11 protein-coding genes and 3 pseudogenes are annotated in these 19,086 nt (G+C 60.1%); 2 read left to right on the forward strand and 12 right to left on the reverse strand.

The window, feature by feature from the left end:
• Nucleotides 1–53 precede the first annotated feature (53 nt).
• The gene (locus SJQ66_RS25080; RefSeq protein ID WP_096349160.1) at nt 54–2,087 is read left to right on the forward strand and encodes a putative bifunctional diguanylate cyclase/phosphodiesterase; all 2,034 of its coding nucleotides are present in this window, start codon (nt 54–56) and stop codon (nt 2,085–2,087) included.
• Nucleotides 2,088–2,123: 36 nt separating this feature from the next.
• Here the strand turns inward: SJQ66_RS25080 and ppx are convergent, their stop codons facing one another.
• Nucleotides 2,124–3,767, reverse strand: coding sequence for an exopolyphosphatase (gene ppx / locus SJQ66_RS25085; RefSeq protein WP_024901434.1), 1,644 nt, complete (start codon nt 3,765–3,767; stop codon nt 2,124–2,126).
• A gap of 633 nt (nt 3,768–4,400) precedes the next feature.
• Between ppx and ppk1 the strand changes: the two genes are divergently transcribed.
• Nucleotides 4,401–6,443: a polyphosphate kinase 1 gene (ppk1, locus tag SJQ66_RS25090; protein WP_024901435.1), complete on the forward strand. Its 2,043-nt coding sequence runs from the start codon at nt 4,401–4,403 to the stop codon at nt 6,441–6,443.
• 115 nt (nt 6,444–6,558) lie between these two features.
• On the opposite strand, the pseudogene phoR reads toward ppk1, so the two are convergent.
• From phoR to ftsH, 11 genes and pseudogenes are all read right to left on the reverse strand, one after another.
• Nucleotides 6,559–7,848: pseudogene (phoR, locus tag SJQ66_RS25095) on the reverse strand (phosphate regulon sensor histidine kinase PhoR); the annotation flags it as partial.
• 170 nt (nt 7,849–8,018) lie between these two features.
• The gene (gene phoB / locus SJQ66_RS25100; protein ID WP_024901437.1) at nt 8,019–8,759 is read right to left on the reverse strand and encodes a phosphate regulon transcriptional regulator PhoB; all 741 of its coding nucleotides are present in this window, start codon (nt 8,757–8,759) and stop codon (nt 8,019–8,021) included.
• A gap of 135 nt (nt 8,760–8,894) precedes the next feature.
• Nucleotides 8,895–9,605, reverse strand: a complete 711-nt coding sequence (gene phoU, locus SJQ66_RS25105; protein WP_024901438.1) for a phosphate signaling complex protein PhoU — start codon at nt 9,603–9,605, stop codon at nt 8,895–8,897.
• A 50-nt stretch (nt 9,606–9,655) separates the two neighbouring features.
• The gene (gene pstB, locus SJQ66_RS25110; RefSeq protein WP_176025987.1) at nt 9,656–10,417 is read right to left on the reverse strand and encodes a phosphate ABC transporter ATP-binding protein PstB; all 762 of its coding nucleotides are present in this window, start codon (nt 10,415–10,417) and stop codon (nt 9,656–9,658) included.
• Nucleotides 10,418–10,526: 109 nt separating this feature from the next.
• Nucleotides 10,527–11,411 carry a phosphate ABC transporter permease PstA gene (gene pstA / locus SJQ66_RS25115; RefSeq protein WP_046152673.1) on the reverse strand — a complete coding sequence of 295 codons (885 nt, stop codon included), beginning with the start codon at nt 11,409–11,411 and terminating at the stop codon, nt 10,527–10,529.
• Nucleotides 11,412–11,422: 11 nt separating this feature from the next.
• A complete protein-coding gene (pstC, locus tag SJQ66_RS25120) occupies nt 11,423–12,439 on the reverse strand; it encodes a phosphate ABC transporter permease PstC (protein WP_024901441.1) in 1,017 nt (338 codons plus the stop codon).
• 359 nt (nt 12,440–12,798) lie between these two features.
• Nucleotides 12,799–13,830 carry a phosphate ABC transporter substrate-binding protein PstS gene (gene pstS, locus SJQ66_RS25125; protein ID WP_024901442.1) on the reverse strand — a complete coding sequence of 344 codons (1,032 nt, stop codon included), beginning with the start codon at nt 13,828–13,830 and terminating at the stop codon, nt 12,799–12,801.
• Between the two features lie 260 nt (nt 13,831–14,090).
• A complete protein-coding gene (glmM, locus tag SJQ66_RS25130; protein ID WP_081764714.1) occupies nt 14,091–15,413 on the reverse strand; it encodes a phosphoglucosamine mutase in 1,323 nt (440 codons plus the stop codon).
• A 33-nt stretch (nt 15,414–15,446) separates the two neighbouring features.
• Nucleotides 15,447–15,629: pseudogene (gene glmM, locus SJQ66_RS29805) on the reverse strand (phosphoglucosamine mutase); the annotation flags it as partial.
• Between the two features lie 305 nt (nt 15,630–15,934).
• Nucleotides 15,935–16,801, reverse strand: a pseudogene (gene folP, locus SJQ66_RS25135) (dihydropteroate synthase); the annotation flags it as partial.
• Nucleotides 16,802–17,106: 305 nt separating this feature from the next.
• Nucleotides 17,107–18,996 (reverse strand): ATP-dependent zinc metalloprotease FtsH, encoded by a 1,890-nt coding sequence (ftsH, locus tag SJQ66_RS25140; protein WP_024901445.1) that lies wholly within the window; start codon nt 18,994–18,996, stop codon nt 17,107–17,109.
• Between the last annotated feature and the right edge of the window lie 90 nt (nt 18,997–19,086).

Consider the following 19,086-nt stretch of genomic DNA (forward strand, 5'->3'; position numbering starts at 1 on the left):
GCCGCAGCGGTATCGGTTTGACTAAACATATGTCTCATGCAGTGCGTTACGCCATGCGCGCAATTCCCGCATTGGCACACTTGTTGACGTTGCTCCGACATAAAGACAAGGACCTCGTTCGCTCGCAGTACCTCGCGTTTTCACGTCAGGTACCGTTGCTCTATTTCGTCCTGACGGTCAACACCGCGACAGTCTCATACACCCACTTAGGCGCTGCGCCAGCGTGGTTGACACTTTACGCGCCCGGCTTGCTGATCATCGGTTGCATTGCGCGCATGGCAACCTGGTATGTGCGCCGCCATGAGACATTGAGCGACGCGGGCATCGAACGCCGAATCCGTAACGTGATCAAGCTGATCGCCGTCCTCGGCATCCTGTTCACCACGTGGGGCGTTACGTTATTCCAATATGGCGATGCTTACCAACGCAGCCACGTAGCCTTCTACATGGCCGTTACGGTCATTACCGTCATTTGCTGCCTGACCCATCTTCGCGCCGCGGCGATGCTGTTGACGGCCATCGTGCTGGTCCCGTACACCTGCTATTTCTTCTGGACAGGCAATCAAGTTCTGATTGCCATCGCAATAAATGTTGTGCTCGTGCTGTTGTCGATGACGCTGATTCTCTGGAATCACTATCGCGACTTCCGTAGTCTGATCGACTCGAAAAAGCAATTGCTGCGCAATAACAGCGACATGCAACGGCTGAGCGACGAAAATTTCCGCCTCGCGAACGTCGATCTCCTGACGCAGTTGCCCAACCGGCGGCATTTCTTCTCGATCATCGACGAATTATTGGCCAATCGCGCGCACGATGGTCAATTGTCCCGTCCGTTCGCCGTCGGGGTACTCGATCTGGACGGGTTCAAACAAGTCAACGATCTGTACGGACACCGCTTTGGCGACAGTGTGCTGGCCGAAGTCGGCAAGCGATTGCTCCACTTCGATCGCGAAGACGTGTTCTTTGCACGGCTGGGTGGCGATGAATTCGGACTGATTCTGATGCATTTAAAAGACCGGCAAGCCGCCATCGATCTGGGCAACACGGTCTGCGCGGCGCTGCATCACACGCATGCGGTCCGTGAGGCGGTGGCGCGCATGTCGGCATCGCTTGGATTGGCCATGTGCCCGGAGGCGGGCGACACGCCGGAGCAGCTGTTCGAACGAGCCGACTACGCGCTGTACTTCGCGAAGAAACAGCGTCGTGGCAGCGCGGCGGTCTTCTCCACTGAACACGAAACGGAAATCCGTCACGTCGCCGCCATCGAGCAAGCGTTGCGGACCGAATCACTCAAGGATGAATTGACGCTGGTGTTCCAGCCGATCTTCGACGCTAACGAGCGCCGGATTGTCGCGTTCGAATCACTGGCGCGATGGCATAGTCCGACGATGGGCCGCGTCGATCCGGGTGAATTCATCGGTATCGCCGAACGTACCGGCATGATCACCGTGATCTCCCAGTCGCTACTACGCCGCGCGCTCGCATTCATCTTGCAATGCCCGGAGTCGATTCGGATCTCTTTCAACCTGTCGTCCCTGGACCTGACCTCCGATGGCGCGCTGGACCGTATCGTCGATATCGTTGGCGAAAGTGGCGTGGCACCTGAGCGGATCGAATTCGAGATCACCGAAACAGCAATCATTCACGACTTCGAACGCGCGTCAGAGGCCCTGGCGACATTGAAAGCCATCGGTGCGCAGGTATCGCTGGACGATTTCGGCACCGGCTTCTCCAGCTTGAGCAGGGTACACAGGCTGCCGCTGGACAAGATCAAGGTCGATCGTGCTTTTATCGCCCAGTTGGAAACCGAGCCGCAGTGTCAGAAAATCGTCAAAAGTATTGCCGACCTGTGCGCCAACCTGCACCTGGAGTGCGTCATCGAAGGCGTGGAGAACGCCACGCAGGTCGACATGCTGCAGCAGGCCGGATGTCGACTGATGCAGGGCTATTATTTCGGTCGTCCCGTGGAAGCTGCGCTCGCACTGGCGCAGGTACGGCGCGACAACGGTAGCGGCGAGCGTCTTCCCGGCACGGAAGACAAGCTTTACGGCGGCACGCTGGTGCCGCCGGTTGCCGCGGGGCTGTGACACAACATGGATATGATCGCGATAAGGGACGGCGCGTCAAGCGTAGACGATCTTGAACGCACGGCCCACGCGGGTCCATTCGGCCGCTTCGCGCGCGAGGTTCAATTCGGTCATCGGATGTGCATCGACCCACTCGCGCGGCAACGCCAATTCATAGCCTTGACGCGTGCGGCGCGCCCGTAGCGTGGGCAAAGCATCGTCGGTACGACGCCGCGACAGCAGGACAGCCGTACGCAGGCAGAACAACCAGTCCCAATCGATGTCACTGGACGCCTGGAACTTGCCAAGCTTGCCGATATGCCCGAGCAGCAATGTCGCCAACCGCTGCTGGTCCGTGCGCGAGAAACCCGGCATGTCGGCATTGCTGGCGATATACGCGGAATGCTTGTGGTAGCCACCATGACCGATCGACAGGCCGATCTCATGCAGCGACGCCGCCCAACCTAAAAAAGTCCGGCCAACCTCACGCGGCGAGTCGCCATAGTCCACATTGCCATTGCCGCCATGTCCGTTGCCCGAAGCCACCGTGGCCGCAAGATTGTCGCGATCGTCGGCGGTGGCCTGTCGACGCGCCTTGGCTTCCTTGCCTTTCGATTCTTTCGGCGACGCTTGCACTTCGTCCTCGAAGAACTGATCAAGCAGCGCCGTGGACAGTGCGCCAATACGTGCCGCCTGACGCCGGTCCACCGCATAGCGCTGCATGAACGACTCTACAGTCACCGCGCGTACGTCCTGCTTCGCGCCGCGCCCCATCAGGTCGTACAGCACGCCTAAACGCAACGCGCCGTCGGTGACGTCAGCGTAGTCGATGCCCAGTTCCTCGAAAACACCAATCATGATGGACAAGCCACCGGGCAGCACCGGCACCCGATCCGGCTTCAAACCGATCAGCTTGGCATTGGTAGCGCTGCCGGCTTTCACCAGCGCGCGCCGCAACCGCTCCAGACCATTGCGGGTAATCCCATGACTGATACCACTGTCATTGAAGCCGTTATCCTCGATCAACTCCGCAAGCGCCCGCGCGGTGCCGGACGATCCGATCGACTGCTCCCAACCGGCATCGCGATAGATATGTCCGATCAACTCGATTTCACGTCGCGCGGCAAGGATGGCCTGATGCATCGCTGCTTCAGTCACCACGTCGTCGGCAAAATACAGCCGGCTGTGACTGACGCAACCGATATATAAGCTCTCCATCAGAAGAGGCTCGAACTCCCGACCAATGATGAATTCCGTCGATCCACCACCAATATCGACAACGAGACGCTTGTCGGGCGCCGGCGGCACCGTATGTGCGGCGCCGGCATAGATCAGCCGGGCCTCTTCGCGACCGGCAATGACCTCGATCGGAAATCCAAGCGCCTTATGCGCCCGGTCGATAAATTCATTTGCATTCTTTGCAACCCGCAACGTATTCGTTGCAACCGCGCGGACCCGCTTATGCGGAAAACCGCGCAGGCGTTCGCCGAAACGCTCCAATGCTTCCAGGCCACGCCGCTGCGCGGCTTCATCCAAGATCTTGTCGGTCGTCAGCCCCGCGCCCAACCGAACGGGTTCACGCATGGCATCAATCTGCTGAATCTGACTGCCCGCCGCAGTCGTCTCCACGCGACCGACAATCAGCCGAAAGCTGTTCGAGCCCATGTCGACCGCTGCCAACAAGGTGGGGTTATCCGCCATAAAATCGTCTTCGATCCGCAATGAGGGGGCTGACCTGGCGCGACGTGCGCCGCGCCAAGACCTGCCGAGGTGGCGAATTTTGCCATGTTAGCCAGACACGCGCTTGCTGCAAAGCCCTGTCCATCGCCACGCACCGTGGACAGCCGTCGTGGCAGGGGTCGGTGTACCCGTTCGTGCAGCCGCGCACCGAGCGCGGTACCACGGCAATCGACTGCCATCGAGTGCGCCGCACGCATGCAAACGCGCACCCAATATGACAGTCACATCACCGTCATATTATTGACATCAGAATATGTAAAAATATATGCATCGGCAATTCCCGACGGCGCGCGGACCCGCTCGATCACATACGACTTAGACAAAACCGTCTTGTCGGTCCCGTACGCTGCATGCCATTCTTAAACGCATCAACTTCGTGCGATGCCGCGTCTTTGCCATTTTCACGCAGAGGCACACCCGGTACGCCACGGGGATGATCCTACAGCACGACTTATGGCGCCCACCGATGCATCCGCTCCCCTCCCCCCGTCGAGCTTCGACGAAGAATTGACCACCGAAAGCGCCGCCGCGCCCCGCACCGCCGTACTGGCAACCGGTATTCGCGTACGCAGAGGCAGTTCGCACTATCCGTTGCTGAACCGTGAACTGGGCGTGCTGGCATTCAACGAGCGTGTCCTGGCGCAGGCGGCGGACCCAGCGGTACCGCTGCTCGAGCGCCTGCGCTTCCTCTGCATCACCAGCAGCAACCTCGATGAGTTCTTCGAAGTCCGGATGGCGGGACTGCAGGAGGAAATGCGCGACACACCGGGGCTGATGACCCCTGACGGCATGTCGATGCAGCAAGCATACACGGTGATTGCGGAGCGTGCGCACCGTCTGGTGAAACGCCAATACTCGATGCTGCACGATACCGTGCTTCCGGCGCTAGGCAAGGAAGGCATCGTTTTTCACGAGCCGGAATCGTGGAACGCCGAACAAACGGCATGGGCGCAGCACTATTTCCATACCGAACTGACGCCGGTGCTGACGCCCATCGGCCTCGACCCGGCGCACCCGTTCCCTCGCGTCTTGAATAAGAGCTTGAACTTCGCCGTGGAACTGGCCGGCAAGGATGCATTCGGACGTGACGCCGTGCTCGGCATCGTCCAGGCGCCGCGCGTGCTGCCGCGACTGGTGCGCATGCCGACGGAACTGTCCGGACATCCATATGGATTCGTGCTGCTGAGCAGTTTCATGGAGCGCTTCGTGGGAGACCTGTTCCCCGGTCTGGAACTGCGCAGTTGCAATCAGTTCCGCGTCACACGTAATAGTGAACTGTTCGTGGACGAGGACGAGATCACCGACCTGCGCGTCGCCTTGCAGGGTGAGCTGAGCGCACGGCATTTTGGCAGCCCGGTAAGGCTGGAAGTGTCCGCGGACACGCCCGCCGAACTGCTGCGCCGCCTGCGAGAGGAATCCGGTCTGTCGGACCGCGATTGCTACCGGGTGGATGGTCCGGTGAATCTGGTTCGTTTGATGCAACTTCCGGATCTGGTGGACCGCCCCGACCTGAAGTTCGTACCGCACGTGCCGGCTTCGCCGCAATTGAATCCGCCCACGGCCACGCTGTTCGATGCGATCGATCACGGCGATATCCTGCTGCATCACCCATATGAAAGCTTCCAACCGGTGCTGGAATTGCTGCTGCAGGCGGCAAAAGATCCGCACGTGGTTGCCATCAAGCAGACCATCTATCGCACTGGCAGCGACTCGGCGCTGATGGATGCGCTGATGCTCGCCGTGCGCAATGGCAAGGCTGTTACTGTGGTCGTGGAACTACTCGCGCGTTTCGACGAGGAAACCAATATCAATTGGGCAGAGCGCCTCGAACAGGCCGGTGCCCACGTCGTCTACGGCGTGGTGGGCCACAAATGCCATGCGAAGATGATCCTGATCGTGCGCCGCAGCACGATCAATGGGCAGGCGACGCTGCGCCGTTATGTCCATTTGGGCACCGGGAACTATCACCCGAAAACGGCGCGCCTCTACACCGATTTCGGTCTGATGACCAGCCATCCGGGCCTCTGTGAAGACGTTCACCATGTGTTCCAGCAGTTGACCGGGATCAATGGCCAGTTGTCGCTGAATTATCTTTGGCAATCGCCGTTCACACTGCACACGAAGCTGGTGGAAGCGATTAACCGCGAAGCGGACGCAGCGCGCGCGGGCCGCAAGGCGCGGATCGTCGCCAAGATGAATGCATTGCTGGAACCCACGACGATTACCGCGCTGTACGAAGCATCGATGGCAGGCGTGAAAATCGATCTGATCATCCGCGGTGTCTGCTCACTGCAGCCCGGCGTGCCGGGATTGTCCGAGAACATCACCGTGCGATCGATCATTGGCCGGTTCCTCGAACATCATCGCATCTATTATTTCTATGCCGATGGTGCCGAGGACGTGTTCCTGTCCAGCGCCGACTGGATGGATCGCAATTTCTTCCGCCGCGTCGAGGTCGCGTTCCCGATACTGGATCGCCGGTTGAAACGGCGCGTGATCGCCGAAGGGCTCTCTGCTTTTATTGGCGATAACCAGAACGCCTGGGTCATGCAAAGCGACGGCGAATATCACCGCCGCCGCCCCGGCAAAACCACGCGCAGTGCGCAGCTGAGTTTGCTGCAGAAGTTCTGCGTTTGACGGCTTGCGTCGGGCGGACCGCTCAGGCGAGCGGACGTGAATGGGGGACGTCGATCGCGGCATCCAGCTCCCCCATGTCGTCGTCGGTATCGTCCTCGATGAAGGCGTTCATCAGCACAGTCCGGTGCCGGGGAAAGTGCACGGCGAACTGACTCCCACGTCCCACCTGACTGCGGATGCTCAGGCGCGCTTCATGGCGCTGCAATACGTGCTTGACGATCGCAAGTCCCAGCCCTGTCCCCCCCGTCCCGCGTGAACGACTCCGGTCCACGCGATAGAAACGTTCGGTCAACCGCGGAATATGTTCAGCCGGAATGCCGATACCGTCATCGGTTACCGTAAACACCCCATAGCCATCCTCGGCACGCCAGGAGACGTCGATGACGCCCCCTTCCGGGGTGTACCGCACGGCATTGCTGACCAGGTTGCCAAACGCGCTCGCGATCTCGTTTTCGGCACCGGTGATGCCCACGGTCGGGTCGATGTCGAGATGGATCGTATGCTTGCCGCCGGACAAGCCGATGGCTTCATCCCGCAAATGCTGCGTCAAGGTGCGAACGTCCACTCGCTGGTCGCCCGGCGGCTTCGGATCGCCCTCGATATGCGCCAGGACCAGCAGGTCATTGACGATGTTCTGCATACGCAGCGACTGCTGCTCCATCAAGCTGAGGTATCGGGCACGGTCCGCTTCACTCAACGGCAACTCCCGCATCGTCTCGAGAAAGCCCGACAGCACGGTGAGCGGCGTTTTCAACTCGTGCGACACGTTGGCGACGAAGTCGCGGCGCATCGAATCCGTGCGTTCCAGCTTTGTCACGTCCTGCGAGATCACGACCTTGCGCTGGTCCCCATAAGGCAGCACCTGGACAGACAGGATTTTATGAAATTTGCGGCCCATCCCACTCATCCGCAGATCCATGCCCTCCCGTGGCGAGCCGATATATTGAATGAACTCCGGCTGCCGTATCAGATGGGTGATGTGCTGGCCGACATCCCGCTCGGCGTCCACGCCGAAATGGCGCTCGGCATTGGCATTGCACCACTCTATGCGCTGTTCCCGGTCGAGCAGGATGATGCCGTTCGGCGAGACCTGAATCGCCTCGATGAAACGCGTGTGCTGCGCCTCGATATCGCGAACCTGTTGATACCACCGCTTGGAGAAACGAAACAGCCGATAGTAAATTTCGCCCCAGACGCCCGGCGCGCTCGGCACCGTGCCGTAGGCGGGCTTATCCAGCAGGCGCCACAGGCGCTGTGCCTGGTACGTGGCGAAAGCCCAGTGCAGCAGCATGCCGACAACGCCCAGGGCCAGCCCCGCGGTGATGCCGAATACCACACTTATCACGCCGATCAGCAGCAGAAACAGCACCAGCGACGCCGTCGCCCGCGCCCAGATCACATTCATATTGTCGCTCCGAAAACAACAAACGCGCGGAAGCACGGCCGAAGCCGCCTCTTCCGCGCGCCTTGAGGAGCAGCGCCGCCTGCAACATCCGCCCGGTGCGCTGGATATCCTGCGCACCCGGCGGCGATCACCGGGGCTCCGACTGCCTCCAAACGCCTGGCCGTATTGTATTACGCGTGTTTGGACAGCCTGTAACCGCTGCCGCGCACCGTCTCGATCATCAAGTCGCAACCCGCCGGCTTCAGCGCCGCGCGTAGCCGCTTGATGTGGACATCCACGGTCCGTTCCTCGACAAACACATGGTCGCCCCAGACGCGGTCAAGCAGCTGGGTGCGGCTATGCACGCGCTCCGGATGCGTCATCAGGAAGTGTAGCAGGCGGAATTCCGTTGGCCCCAGCTCCAAGCGGATATCTTCGTTCAGCTCGACGCCGTCCGCGGCAACCTCGCCGGCAATGGCAAGCCGCTTGGCGCTGACGCGGTGCGTCGTCGGATCCAGACGCAGGCCGTTGATCGCCACCACATCCTCGGTCAATTGCGGCGCGCGACGGCGCAATACCGCCTTGATGCGCGCCATTAATTCCTTAGGCGAAAACGGCTTAGTCACATAGTCGTCGGCACCGGTCTCCAGTGCCGCTACCTTGTCGGCTTCTTCCCCGCGTGCCGTCAGCATGATCAGCGGAATGCTGCGGGTACGTTCATCCATGCGCAACTCACGCGCAAACGCAATGCCGGATTTTCCCGGCAGCATCCAATCGAGCAGGATCAGATCCGGTAGCACATCGCCGATCAGATGCTGCGCCTGCTCGGCGTTATAAGCACGTATCGCGTAATGGCCGGCATGCTCGAGGTTGACGGCGATCAGTTCCGAAATCGACGGCTCGTCTTCGACGACAAGGATACTGCTGGGCATGTTGAAAACTCTCCTGGGGAAACCCTGCTGGCGACACAGGTCAACTACACAGCGGCGGATATGAATTCACCGCCGTCAATCGCGCGCCGCTCGCAGGCCTGCTGGAAACACCACGTCGGCACACACGTGATCCGATCAGCTCAACGCTTCGCGCTCCATCGTCTCGCGCGGCATATGGCGCACATCGGTGCCCTTGACGATGTAGATGATCAGTTCGGCGATATTCTTTGCATGATCGCCAATCCGTTCAATCGCTTTTGCGACAAACAGGTAATCCAGTCCGACCGAGATCGTCCGTGGATCTTCCATCATATACGTGGCCAGCTTGCGTACAAAGGCATCGAATTCGCTGTCGATGGCCTTGTCATCACGGACAATCTGCAAGGCGGCGTTGATGTCCAGGCGCGCAAACGCGTCCAGCACATTGTGCAGAATCGACGCCGCCATTTCACCTGATAGGCGAATTTCGGCGGTATTGATCGCACGGCCCGCGCCGTCGTCGATGATCCGCTGCGTCCGCTTGGCGACTTTCTGCGCCTCGTCACCGGCACGCTCCAGATTGGTGATCGCCTTGGAAACCGCCATAAGCAGTCGTAAATCACGAGCAGCGGGTTGTCGACGCGCAATGATGTCGTTGCATTGCTGGTCGATTTCCACTTCCATCTCATTGACACGGCGTTCGGCCGTGGCAACGTGACGTATGGCGGTTTCATTGTAGTTATTCAATGCATCCATCGCGTTGACGATCTGCGACTCCACCAAGCCGCCCATTTCGAGAAGCTTGGAAGACAGCAAGTTCAGATCGGCATCGAACTGGCTGGAAAGATGTTGTTTTTCCTGTGGCATGGCCCGTCCTATTGGGTTGTGACGCTATCGGAACCGCACGACTGGCGGTATCAACCGAAACGGCCGGTGATGTAGTCTTCCGTCTCACGGCGCTGCGGCTTCACGAAAATCTTTTGCGTTTCGCCGAACTCGACCAGTTCCCCCAGATACATATAGGCCGTGTAGTCGGAACAACGCGCCGCTTGCTGCATATTGTGAGTAACGATCACGACCGTATAGTCGTGCTTCAATTCGTCGATCAGTTCCTCGATACGGCCGGTCGAGATTGGGTCCAACGCGGAGCATGGCTCGTCGAGCAACAAGACTTCGGGGCGCACCGCGATGCCACGTGCGATACACAAACGTTGCTGTTGGCCGCCGGACAGGCCGTAACCGCTTTGTTGCAATTTATCCTTTACTTCGGTCCAAAGCGCCGCTTTTGTCAGAGCCCATTCCACGCGATCGTCCATCTCGCTACGGCTGAGCTTTTCGAACATCCGTACGCCGAACGCGATGTTTTCATAAATCGACATCGGAAACGGCGTCGGTTTTTGAAACACCATGCCGACGCGCGCGCGCAGCAGGGAGATATCCATCGACGTGGTCAGCAGGTTCTCGCCGTCCATCATGATCTCTCCCTCGGCGCGTTGCTCCGGGTACAGCGCGTACATCCGATTAAACGTGCGCAACAGCGTGGACTTGCCGCAGCCGGACGGACCGATGAAGGCCGTTACCTTCTTTTCCGGGATATCCAGCGCTATATGCTTCAACGCATGGAAACCGCTGTAGTAGAAGTTCAGGTCGCGTACCTGAATCTTCGCGCGGCCGCGCATGGCGGCTGGATTCGGGCTTGGCGCGGACAACGTCGCCACATTGTCTGCGTGCTTCGTCGCTATATCGCTCGTTTGAACAATTGCCATGATGGTCAACACCTATCCTTGTTTACTTTTTCCGCGTAATCAGACGCGCGGCAACGTTCAGGGCGAGCACGCCGAGCGTGATCAGGAAGACACCGGCCCATGCCAGCGACTGCCAGTCAGCGAACGGACTCATCGCGAACTGGTATATCGTGACGGGCAAACTGGCCATCGGCTGCATCAGGCTGGTGCTGAAGAACTGATTCGACAGTGCCGTGAACAGCAGCGGCGCCGTTTCACCGGCGATCCGCGCCACCCCCAGCAGCACCCCGGTGATAATCCCGCCGATCGACGCGCGCAGCGTGATCGAACCGATCATCTTCCACTTCGGAATCCCCAGCGCGAACGACGCTTCCCGCAACGCCACCGGAACCAGGTTCAGCATGTTCTCGGTCGTGCGGATGACGATCGGAATCTGCAGCAGCGCCAGGGCGATGACACCGGCCAGGCCGCTGAAATGGCCCATCGACGCCACGACAATCGCGTAGACAAACAGACCGATCACGATCGACGGCGCGGACAGCAGCACATCGTTCAAGAAGCGCACCAGGCTAGCCAGCCAACTGGCGCGACCGTATTCGGCAAGGTAGATGCCGGCCATCACGCCCAGCGGCGTGCCGATCATCGTGGCCACGCCGACCATCTCGAAACTGCCAACGATCGCGTTCGCCAACCCGCCGTCACCGGAATTCGGCGCCGGTGTCGATTGGGTGAACAGGTTGATGCTCAACCCACGCAAACCGAGGTGAATCGTCGTATAGAGAATCCACAGCAGCCACAGCAGACCAAAGGCCATTGCCAACAGGGACAGGGTCAGCGCCATGCCATTGACACGACGGCGCTTGGCTTGCAGCCTTTCCTTGATGATCGCATCGCGTTGTTCGCGCGCTTGGGGACGTTGCAGACTCATCGATTGATCGCTCACTTGCGGCCCTCTTGTTTTTGCAGACGCAACAGCATCAGTTTCGACAACGCCAGCACGATGAACGTGATGACGAATAGAATCAGACCCAGCTCCATCAGCGCCGACGTATGCAAACCTGGCTGTGCTTCGGCGAATTCATTCGCCAGCGCTGACGTAATACTGTTCCCTGGCGCGAATAGCGAGACGCCGGAAAACATGTTCGTGTTGCCGATAACAAACGTCACCGCCATCGTCTCACCCAGCGCGCGGCCGAGACCCAGCATCACGCCACCGATCACGCCGGTCTTCGTGAAGGGCAACACCACTCGCCACATCACTTCCCACGTCGTGCAACCGATGCCATACGCCGATTCCTTCAGCAGCACCGGCGTCACTTCGAACACATCGCGCATCACGGCAGAGATGTAGGGAATGATCATGATCGCCAGGATCACGCCGGCGCACAGCAGGCCGATCCCGATCGGTGGCCCCTGGAACAATGCGCCGACAATCGGCAGACCGCCCAGCAGATGCTTCAATGGCAACTGGAACCATGTCGAGAAGATCGGGGCGAAGACCAGCAGCCCCCACATTCCATAAACAATCGAAGGAATCGCGGCGAGCAGTTCGATCGCGATACCCAGCGGGCGACGCAGCCACGCCGGCGACAGTTCCGTCAGGAATAACGCGATGCCAAAGCTCACCGGCACTGCAATGACCATCGCGATCACCGACGTGATGATCGTGCCGTAGATCGGCACCAATGCGCCGAACTGCTGGTTCGGCGGGTCCCATTCGCTATTGACGAGGAAACTGAAACCGAACTGGCGCAGCGACGGCCAGGATTCAATCACGAGCGAAACGATGATGCCGCCCAGCAGCACCAACGTGATCAAGGCGCTCGCCCGTGTCAGCAGGCCGAAGACCACGTCGCCAAACTGACCAGGTGCACGCGGCGCCGCCAACGATGCGCCCGGCGGCATCGCGCCGGAATCGGCGCCGCCTTGAGACGCTGCGGAAGAGATATCTGACATGATGTCGAGTCGCGATGGCACAAGTGCCCGAGGGCACGATGGCAAACGAAATCAAACCGATTCGCTTGCCGTCCGAAGAGCTAACACTTCACCACTCGCCTACAGCATGCGACGCCAGGGACGATGGCCATTACCATAGTCACCCTCATGTCACCAAACTGTCATCGAATGGCATTGGATACATTTAAGGGCACCCTTCAACGCCAGCACGCCGCGCGTGCTGCCGCCGATGGGTACCCCGTCCCGCCAACTGCTTGTCATTTACCACTGCCGTGTCGCGAGAAGTCGCGTGAGCGTCGGCGTGGTTTTTTTTAACTGTCTGATCACGGCCGGCTTGCCAGCCAACCGTGGATCGCTTCTTACTCGGCCGCGATAACCTTGCCCGAACCGTCCTTCACGTTCTTCCACGCATTGTGGATTTGCGTGACGACCGATGCCGGCAACGGTATGTAGTCAAGCGAAGCGGCACCGGCCGCGCCGTTCTTGAACGACCAGTCGAAGAACTTCAGCACGGCCGCGCCTTGTTCTGGCTTGTCTTGCGATGCATGGACCATCACATACGTTGCCGCGACGATCGGCCATGCATTGGCACCGCTCGTGTTCGTCAGGATCTGGTAGAACGTCTTGCTCCAGTCCGCGCTGGCCGACGCCGCCTTGAACGTGTCGACCGTCGGTGCGACCACCTTGCCCGCCGCGTTCTTCATGTCAGCGTAGGTCATGTGGTTTTGCGTCGCGTAAGCCGATTCCACGTAGCCAATCGCGCCCGGCAAGCGTTGCACGAATGCCGCCACGCCGTCGTTGCCTTTGCCACCCGTACCCGTCGGCCAGTTGACCGTCGCGCCTTCGCCGACCTTCGACTTCCAGTCCGCGCTGACCTTCGACAGGTAGTTCGTGAAGATGAAGGACGTGCCCGAGCCGTCAGCACGACGGACCACGGCAATATCCGTATCCGGCAACTTGGCCTTCGGATTCAGCGCGACGATTTCCGGCGCATTCCACTTCGTGATCTTACCCAGGTAGATGTCCGCCAGGACCTCGCCCGACAACACCAGTTGGCCCGGCTTCACGCCCGGGATATTCACCACGGGGACGATCCCGCCAACGACCGTCGGGAATTCGACCAAACCGTTCTTTGCAAGCTCTTCGTCCGTCATCGGTACGTCGGAGCCAGCGAAATCAACCGTCTTTGCCTGGATTTGCTTGATGCCCCCGGAAGAGCCGATGCCTTGGTAGTTGACCTTGTTGCCGGTCGCTTTTTGATATTCGGCTGCCCACTTGCCATAGACCGGCGCGGCGAACGTGCTGCCTGCACCCGTGATGTCTGCGGCATGGCCCGCGGTAGCGACGAGGGCGGTGACCAAGCCGGCGATCGCGGTTTTCATCAAGTTCATGACCTCTCCATTGAAGTGAAATGCGGACAGTCCCGCAGGACAAAACGGAGCTTAAGTCAATAACATGACAGTCATGTGACAGTCGCAATCGGCCGCTGTAATGACAATGACAGGTCAGAATGACCGAAAGACGACGCGAGTGACCGTACGGGAAGGGATGTTGCGTCAAGCACGTGGATCGACGGGAGGCGTGCGTTGTCATGCCGATCGCGCCTTCGAGGCGCGATCAGCTTCACGCCATGCCAGCGATCGGGCGGGCATCAGGCGAAAGCGAGACGGACCGCCCCTGCGATCGATTCAGCCTGTGCGGTGGCGGCCCCGGCGTCTTCCGCCTCCACCATGACGCGTAACACGGGCTCGGTGCCGGAGGCGCGAATCAACACGCGGCCGGTACCCGACAACGCCGTATTGGCCTTGTCGATGGCGGCGCCGATCGACGCATCGGCTTTCCAGTCAGCACCAGCGGCAATCCGCACATTGATCAGCTTTTGCGGGAACAAGGTCAGCCCTTCCAGCAGTTCTGCCAGCGTCTTGCCGCTGCGGCGCATCGCCGCAAGCACCAGCAACGCCGAGACAATGCCATCGCCAGTGGTATGCCGATCCAAGGACAGGATATGACCGGAACCTTCCGCGCCCAACTGCCAGTCGTGCTCGCGTAATTGTTCCAGCACATAGCGGTCACCCACCGCGGCCCGGACAAAACCGACATTCAAGCGACCGAGTGCCTGCTCGACCGCAAGATTCGTCATCAAGGTCCCCACTGCCCCCGGCACGTTGCCGTCCGTCGCAATCCGATCCTTGACCAGCACATAGAGCAGTTCATCGCCATTGTAGAGACGGCCGGTCGCATCGACGACCTGCAGCCGGTCCGCGTCACCGTCGAGCGCGATGCCCAGGTCCGCCTGGTTTTGCTTCACCGATTCGATCAGCGCTTCAGGCGCCGTGGCGCCGACGCCATCATTGATATTGAAGCCGTTCGGGCGAACGCCGATCGGAATCACCTCGGCGCCCAGCTCATGAAACACATGCGGCGCGATATCGTACGCGGCGCCGTTCGCGCAATCGATCACCAGGCGCATGCCACGCAGGTCATAGCTCGCAGGGAAGGTGCTCTTGCAGAATTCGATATACCGCCCCGCCGCATCGTCGAGTCGTCGCGCGCGGCCCAGTTTTTCCGACGGCGCGCACGATTGCGGCGCTTCCAGCCGCGCTTCGATCTGCCGTTCAATATCGTCAGGCAGTTTGTTGCCGTCGGCACTGAAGAACTTGATGCCGTTATCGTAATACGGGTTGTGTGATGCACTGATCACCACGCCCGCGGACAAGCGCAATGCCCGGGTAAGGTAGGCAATGGCCGGAGTGGGCATCGGCCCTGCCAGCATTACATCGACGCCGGCGGCCGCGAAGCCCGCTTCCAATGCCGCTTCGAGCATGTAGCCCGAGATCCGCGTGTCTTTGCCGATCAACACCGTTGGCCGGCCCGAGCGGAACAGGCCACGCCGCTCGCCGTCCTTGCCCAATGGACGCTGGCTGACACGCTGGTCACCGCCTTTCTGTGTGGCCTGAGCCGCCTGATGCGCCATTGCGGCAAGCGTGTCGGCCTCATCGTCGTACGATGCCGTCCGCGGCGCCGCCCCCGGCAACGGACGAGGTTCTGGCGCACGAGGCGCCAAATCCGTCGCATGCACGAGCACTTCACCCGCCGCATAGCCCAGTTTCAGGACGAAATCGGGCGTAATCGGTGACTCGCCCACCCGCCCGCGGATCCCATCGGTTCCAAAATATCGCCGGCCTGCCATGACATCTCCTCTACTCGTCGTCCCGGACCCGCGCAACGCGCGCGAGGTACCTCTCGCCGCACGGCGTCCGGCTGCTTCACAAAGCTATTCCTGCCCTGCACCTGCAGCCACGTCTTACGCGGGTGCGGGGCTCAGTCGCCGCGCCGTTCCGGCGTGGCATCATCACCGCCCGGCACAATAGCATCGGCCATGCCCTCAACGGCATCCGCCCTCTCCGATGCTGTCCCGTCAGCGTCAACAGCGCGTCCGTCGGCCATTTCGACGATGGCGCCACGCGGCTGCGGCGCTGCCGGGTCGTCTTGTCCGATCGCGCTCCATACCGACAACGCCTCCACGGTCTGGGCCACATCATGCACGCGAATGATGGCGGCGCCCCGTTCCGCCGCGCACACCGCGGCGGCCACGCTGGCAATCACCCGTGATGCCGGTGGCACCTCACCCTCTTGCGACGGTATCACCGCGGCAAGCATCGACTTGCGCGACATACCCGCGAGAATTGGCAAGCCACCAGGAGACGTCATCGGCAGGTCGCGCAGCAGCCGGAAGTTATGCGCGACAGACTTGCCAAAGCCAAAACCCGGATCGACGACAATCCGTTCGCGTGCCACGCCCGACGATTCCAACGCGATCACGCGACGCTCCAGGAAATGCCGCACTTCGTCGACCACATCCTCGTACGAGGGCGCATCCTGCATCGTTGTCGGCGCACCCTGCATATGCATCGCACAGACGCCGCACTGATTTCGCGCCACCACTTCCAATGCGCCATCTTCGGTAAACGCACGAATGTCGTTGATCATGTCGGCTCCGGCTTCCAACGCCGCGCGCATCACATCCGGTTTGTATGTATCGATGGACAACGCCACACCGAAGTCACGCAATGCCTCGACAACAGGCAAAACGCGGTCCAGCTCTTCTCCCAGCGAGACTTCAAGCGCACCCGGACGCGTCGACTCGCCGCCAATGTCGAGAATATGGGCACCCTCCCGGATCATGGCCTCGGCGCGACGCAAGGCCGCATCGCGCATTTGATATTTGCCGCCGTCGGAAAAAGAGTCAGGCGTGACGTTCAAAATACCCATCACCAAAGGCTGCGCCAATGAAAACCGAAACCGGCCGCAGCGGAAAATGCCGTGATCCCCCACAAGTCCGGACGGAAGGACATCGAACATCGATGTTGAACGCGGTGCATGCGGCACCACCGGCATCGCGGAGACCACGGATTCCGACGAAACAGCAACGTTATCCTGCGCCGAGACAGACGGCGACACGTCCGAAGCGGACGACAGGGGCAAGCCCGACAGGCCGGGTGTGGAAGGGGAAGAAGTCAAGGTATTGCTCTTGCATCAAGGGATACAGCGTAAAAACGACGTTGAAGCGTGGGCGACACACCATGCCTGCGCATCGCACCAACGTTGACGCACCACTAAACAAAAAGGCCGGTGCATATGCACCGGCCCGTTAGTGTATCCGCTTATTAAGCTGGCGCCGTTACGCTCGTAGGCGTCTTTGCGTCCGAACCGCCACCACCATTCGTCGGGCTACCCCCTGACGGCGGCGGCAGATTCTTCGGCGGACGAGGATTCTTGCCGGACATGATGTCATCGACTTGATCCGCATCGATGGTTTCCCATTCCAGCAGCGCCGTCACCATCACTTCCACCTTGGCACGATGTTCTTCGAGCAGACCTCGTGCACGCGCATACTGCTCGTCGAGTATCCGACGGATTTCCGCATCCACCTTCTGCTGCGTTGCTTCGGACACAGTCTTCGAGGACATCCGTCCGAACACACCATCCTGCTCGGTATCGACATAGACCATCGTGCCCAGCACATCGGACATACCGTAGCGGGTCACCATGTCACGCGCCATCTTTGTTGCGCGCTCGAAATCGTTCGACGCACCGGTCGACATCGAATTCAAGAACACTTCTTCCGCCGCACGACCGCCGAACAGAATCGCAATCTCTTCATACATACGTTCACGATACAGGTTCACGCGATCATGTTCCGGCAACTGCCACGTGATGCCCAGGGCCCAGCCACGCGGCATGATCGAGACCTTATGCACCGGGTCCGCAAGCGGCAGCAGCTTCGCCACCACGGCATGGCCGGACTCGTGGTAGGCGGTATTGCGCCGTTCTTCCTCCCGCATCACTGCCGAACGACGTTCCGGACCCATGAAAATCTTGTCCTTCGCATCCTCGAAGTCCTGCATCTCGACGATGCGCTTGCCACGGCGTGCCGCAAACAAGGCCGATTCGTTGACCAGATTCGCCAGGTCGGCGCCGGAGAAACCCGGGGTGCCACGCGCGATCACCGCCGCATCGACATCACCCGAGATGGGCACCTTGCGCAAGTGAACCTTCAGGATTTGCTCACGACCGCGGATATCCGGCAAGCCGACATACACTTGCCGGTCGAAACGGCCTGGACGCAGCAATGCCTTGTCCAGCACGTCCGAACGGTTCGTTGCCGCGATCACGATGACGCCTGAATTCGCCTCGAAGCCGTCCATCTCGACCAGCATCTGGTTCAACGTCTGTTCGCGTTCATCGTTACCGCCGCCCATGCCGGCACCGCGATGGCGACCCACGGCGTCGATTTCGTCGATGAATACGATACAAGGCGCATGCTTTTTGGCCTGCTCGAACATGTCGCGTACACGCGCCGCGCCCACGCCAACAAACATTTCGACAAAGTCCGAACCGGAGATGCTGAAAAATGGCACCTTGGCTTCGCCGGCAATCGCCCGCGCCAGCAATGTCTTACCCGTTCCCGGTGGGCCCACCAACAGGACACCACGCGGAATACGGCCGCCCAGCTTCTGGAACTTTTGCGGATCGCGCAGGAAGTCCACCAACTCGCTGACTTCTTCCTTCGCCTCATCGCAACCCGCGACATCGGTGAAGTTGATAGCGTTATTATTTTCGTCGATCAGACGCGCTCGCGACTTGCCGAAGGAAAAGGCGCCGCCCTTACCCCCACCCTGCATCTGTCGCATCATATAGAACCAGAACACCATCAACAGGATGGAAGGCCCTACATACGTCAGGATCGAAAGCAACAGATTCGGCTCGTCTTCCGGCTTCCCGCTGACCTGAACACCATACTTCATCAGGTCACCGACCATCCAGATGTCGCCCGGCTGGACGATCGTGTATTTCTGACCGTCCGTCGGCGTCACGTTCAGTGTGCGTCCCTGGACCGTCACGGCTTTAATCTTGCCGTTCTTCGCGTCGTCCATGAACTGCGAGTACGGCACGCCTTCCTGAACCCGAGGCTTGTCGAACTGCTTGAACACCGTAAACAGCACCAGTGCGATGACCAGCCACACTGCCGCTTTCGAGAACATATTGTTGTTCAAGGCACCACTCCTTCACTGATATCGCCGGCCTGCCGGGACACCAATGCCATGTCCAAGCTGTTCCAGCGCATTCTAATCCACTCCGACAAC

This window comes from Robbsia andropogonis (assembly GCF_034047095.1).
GTDB lineage: Bacteria > Pseudomonadota > Gammaproteobacteria > Burkholderiales > Burkholderiaceae > Robbsia > Robbsia andropogonis.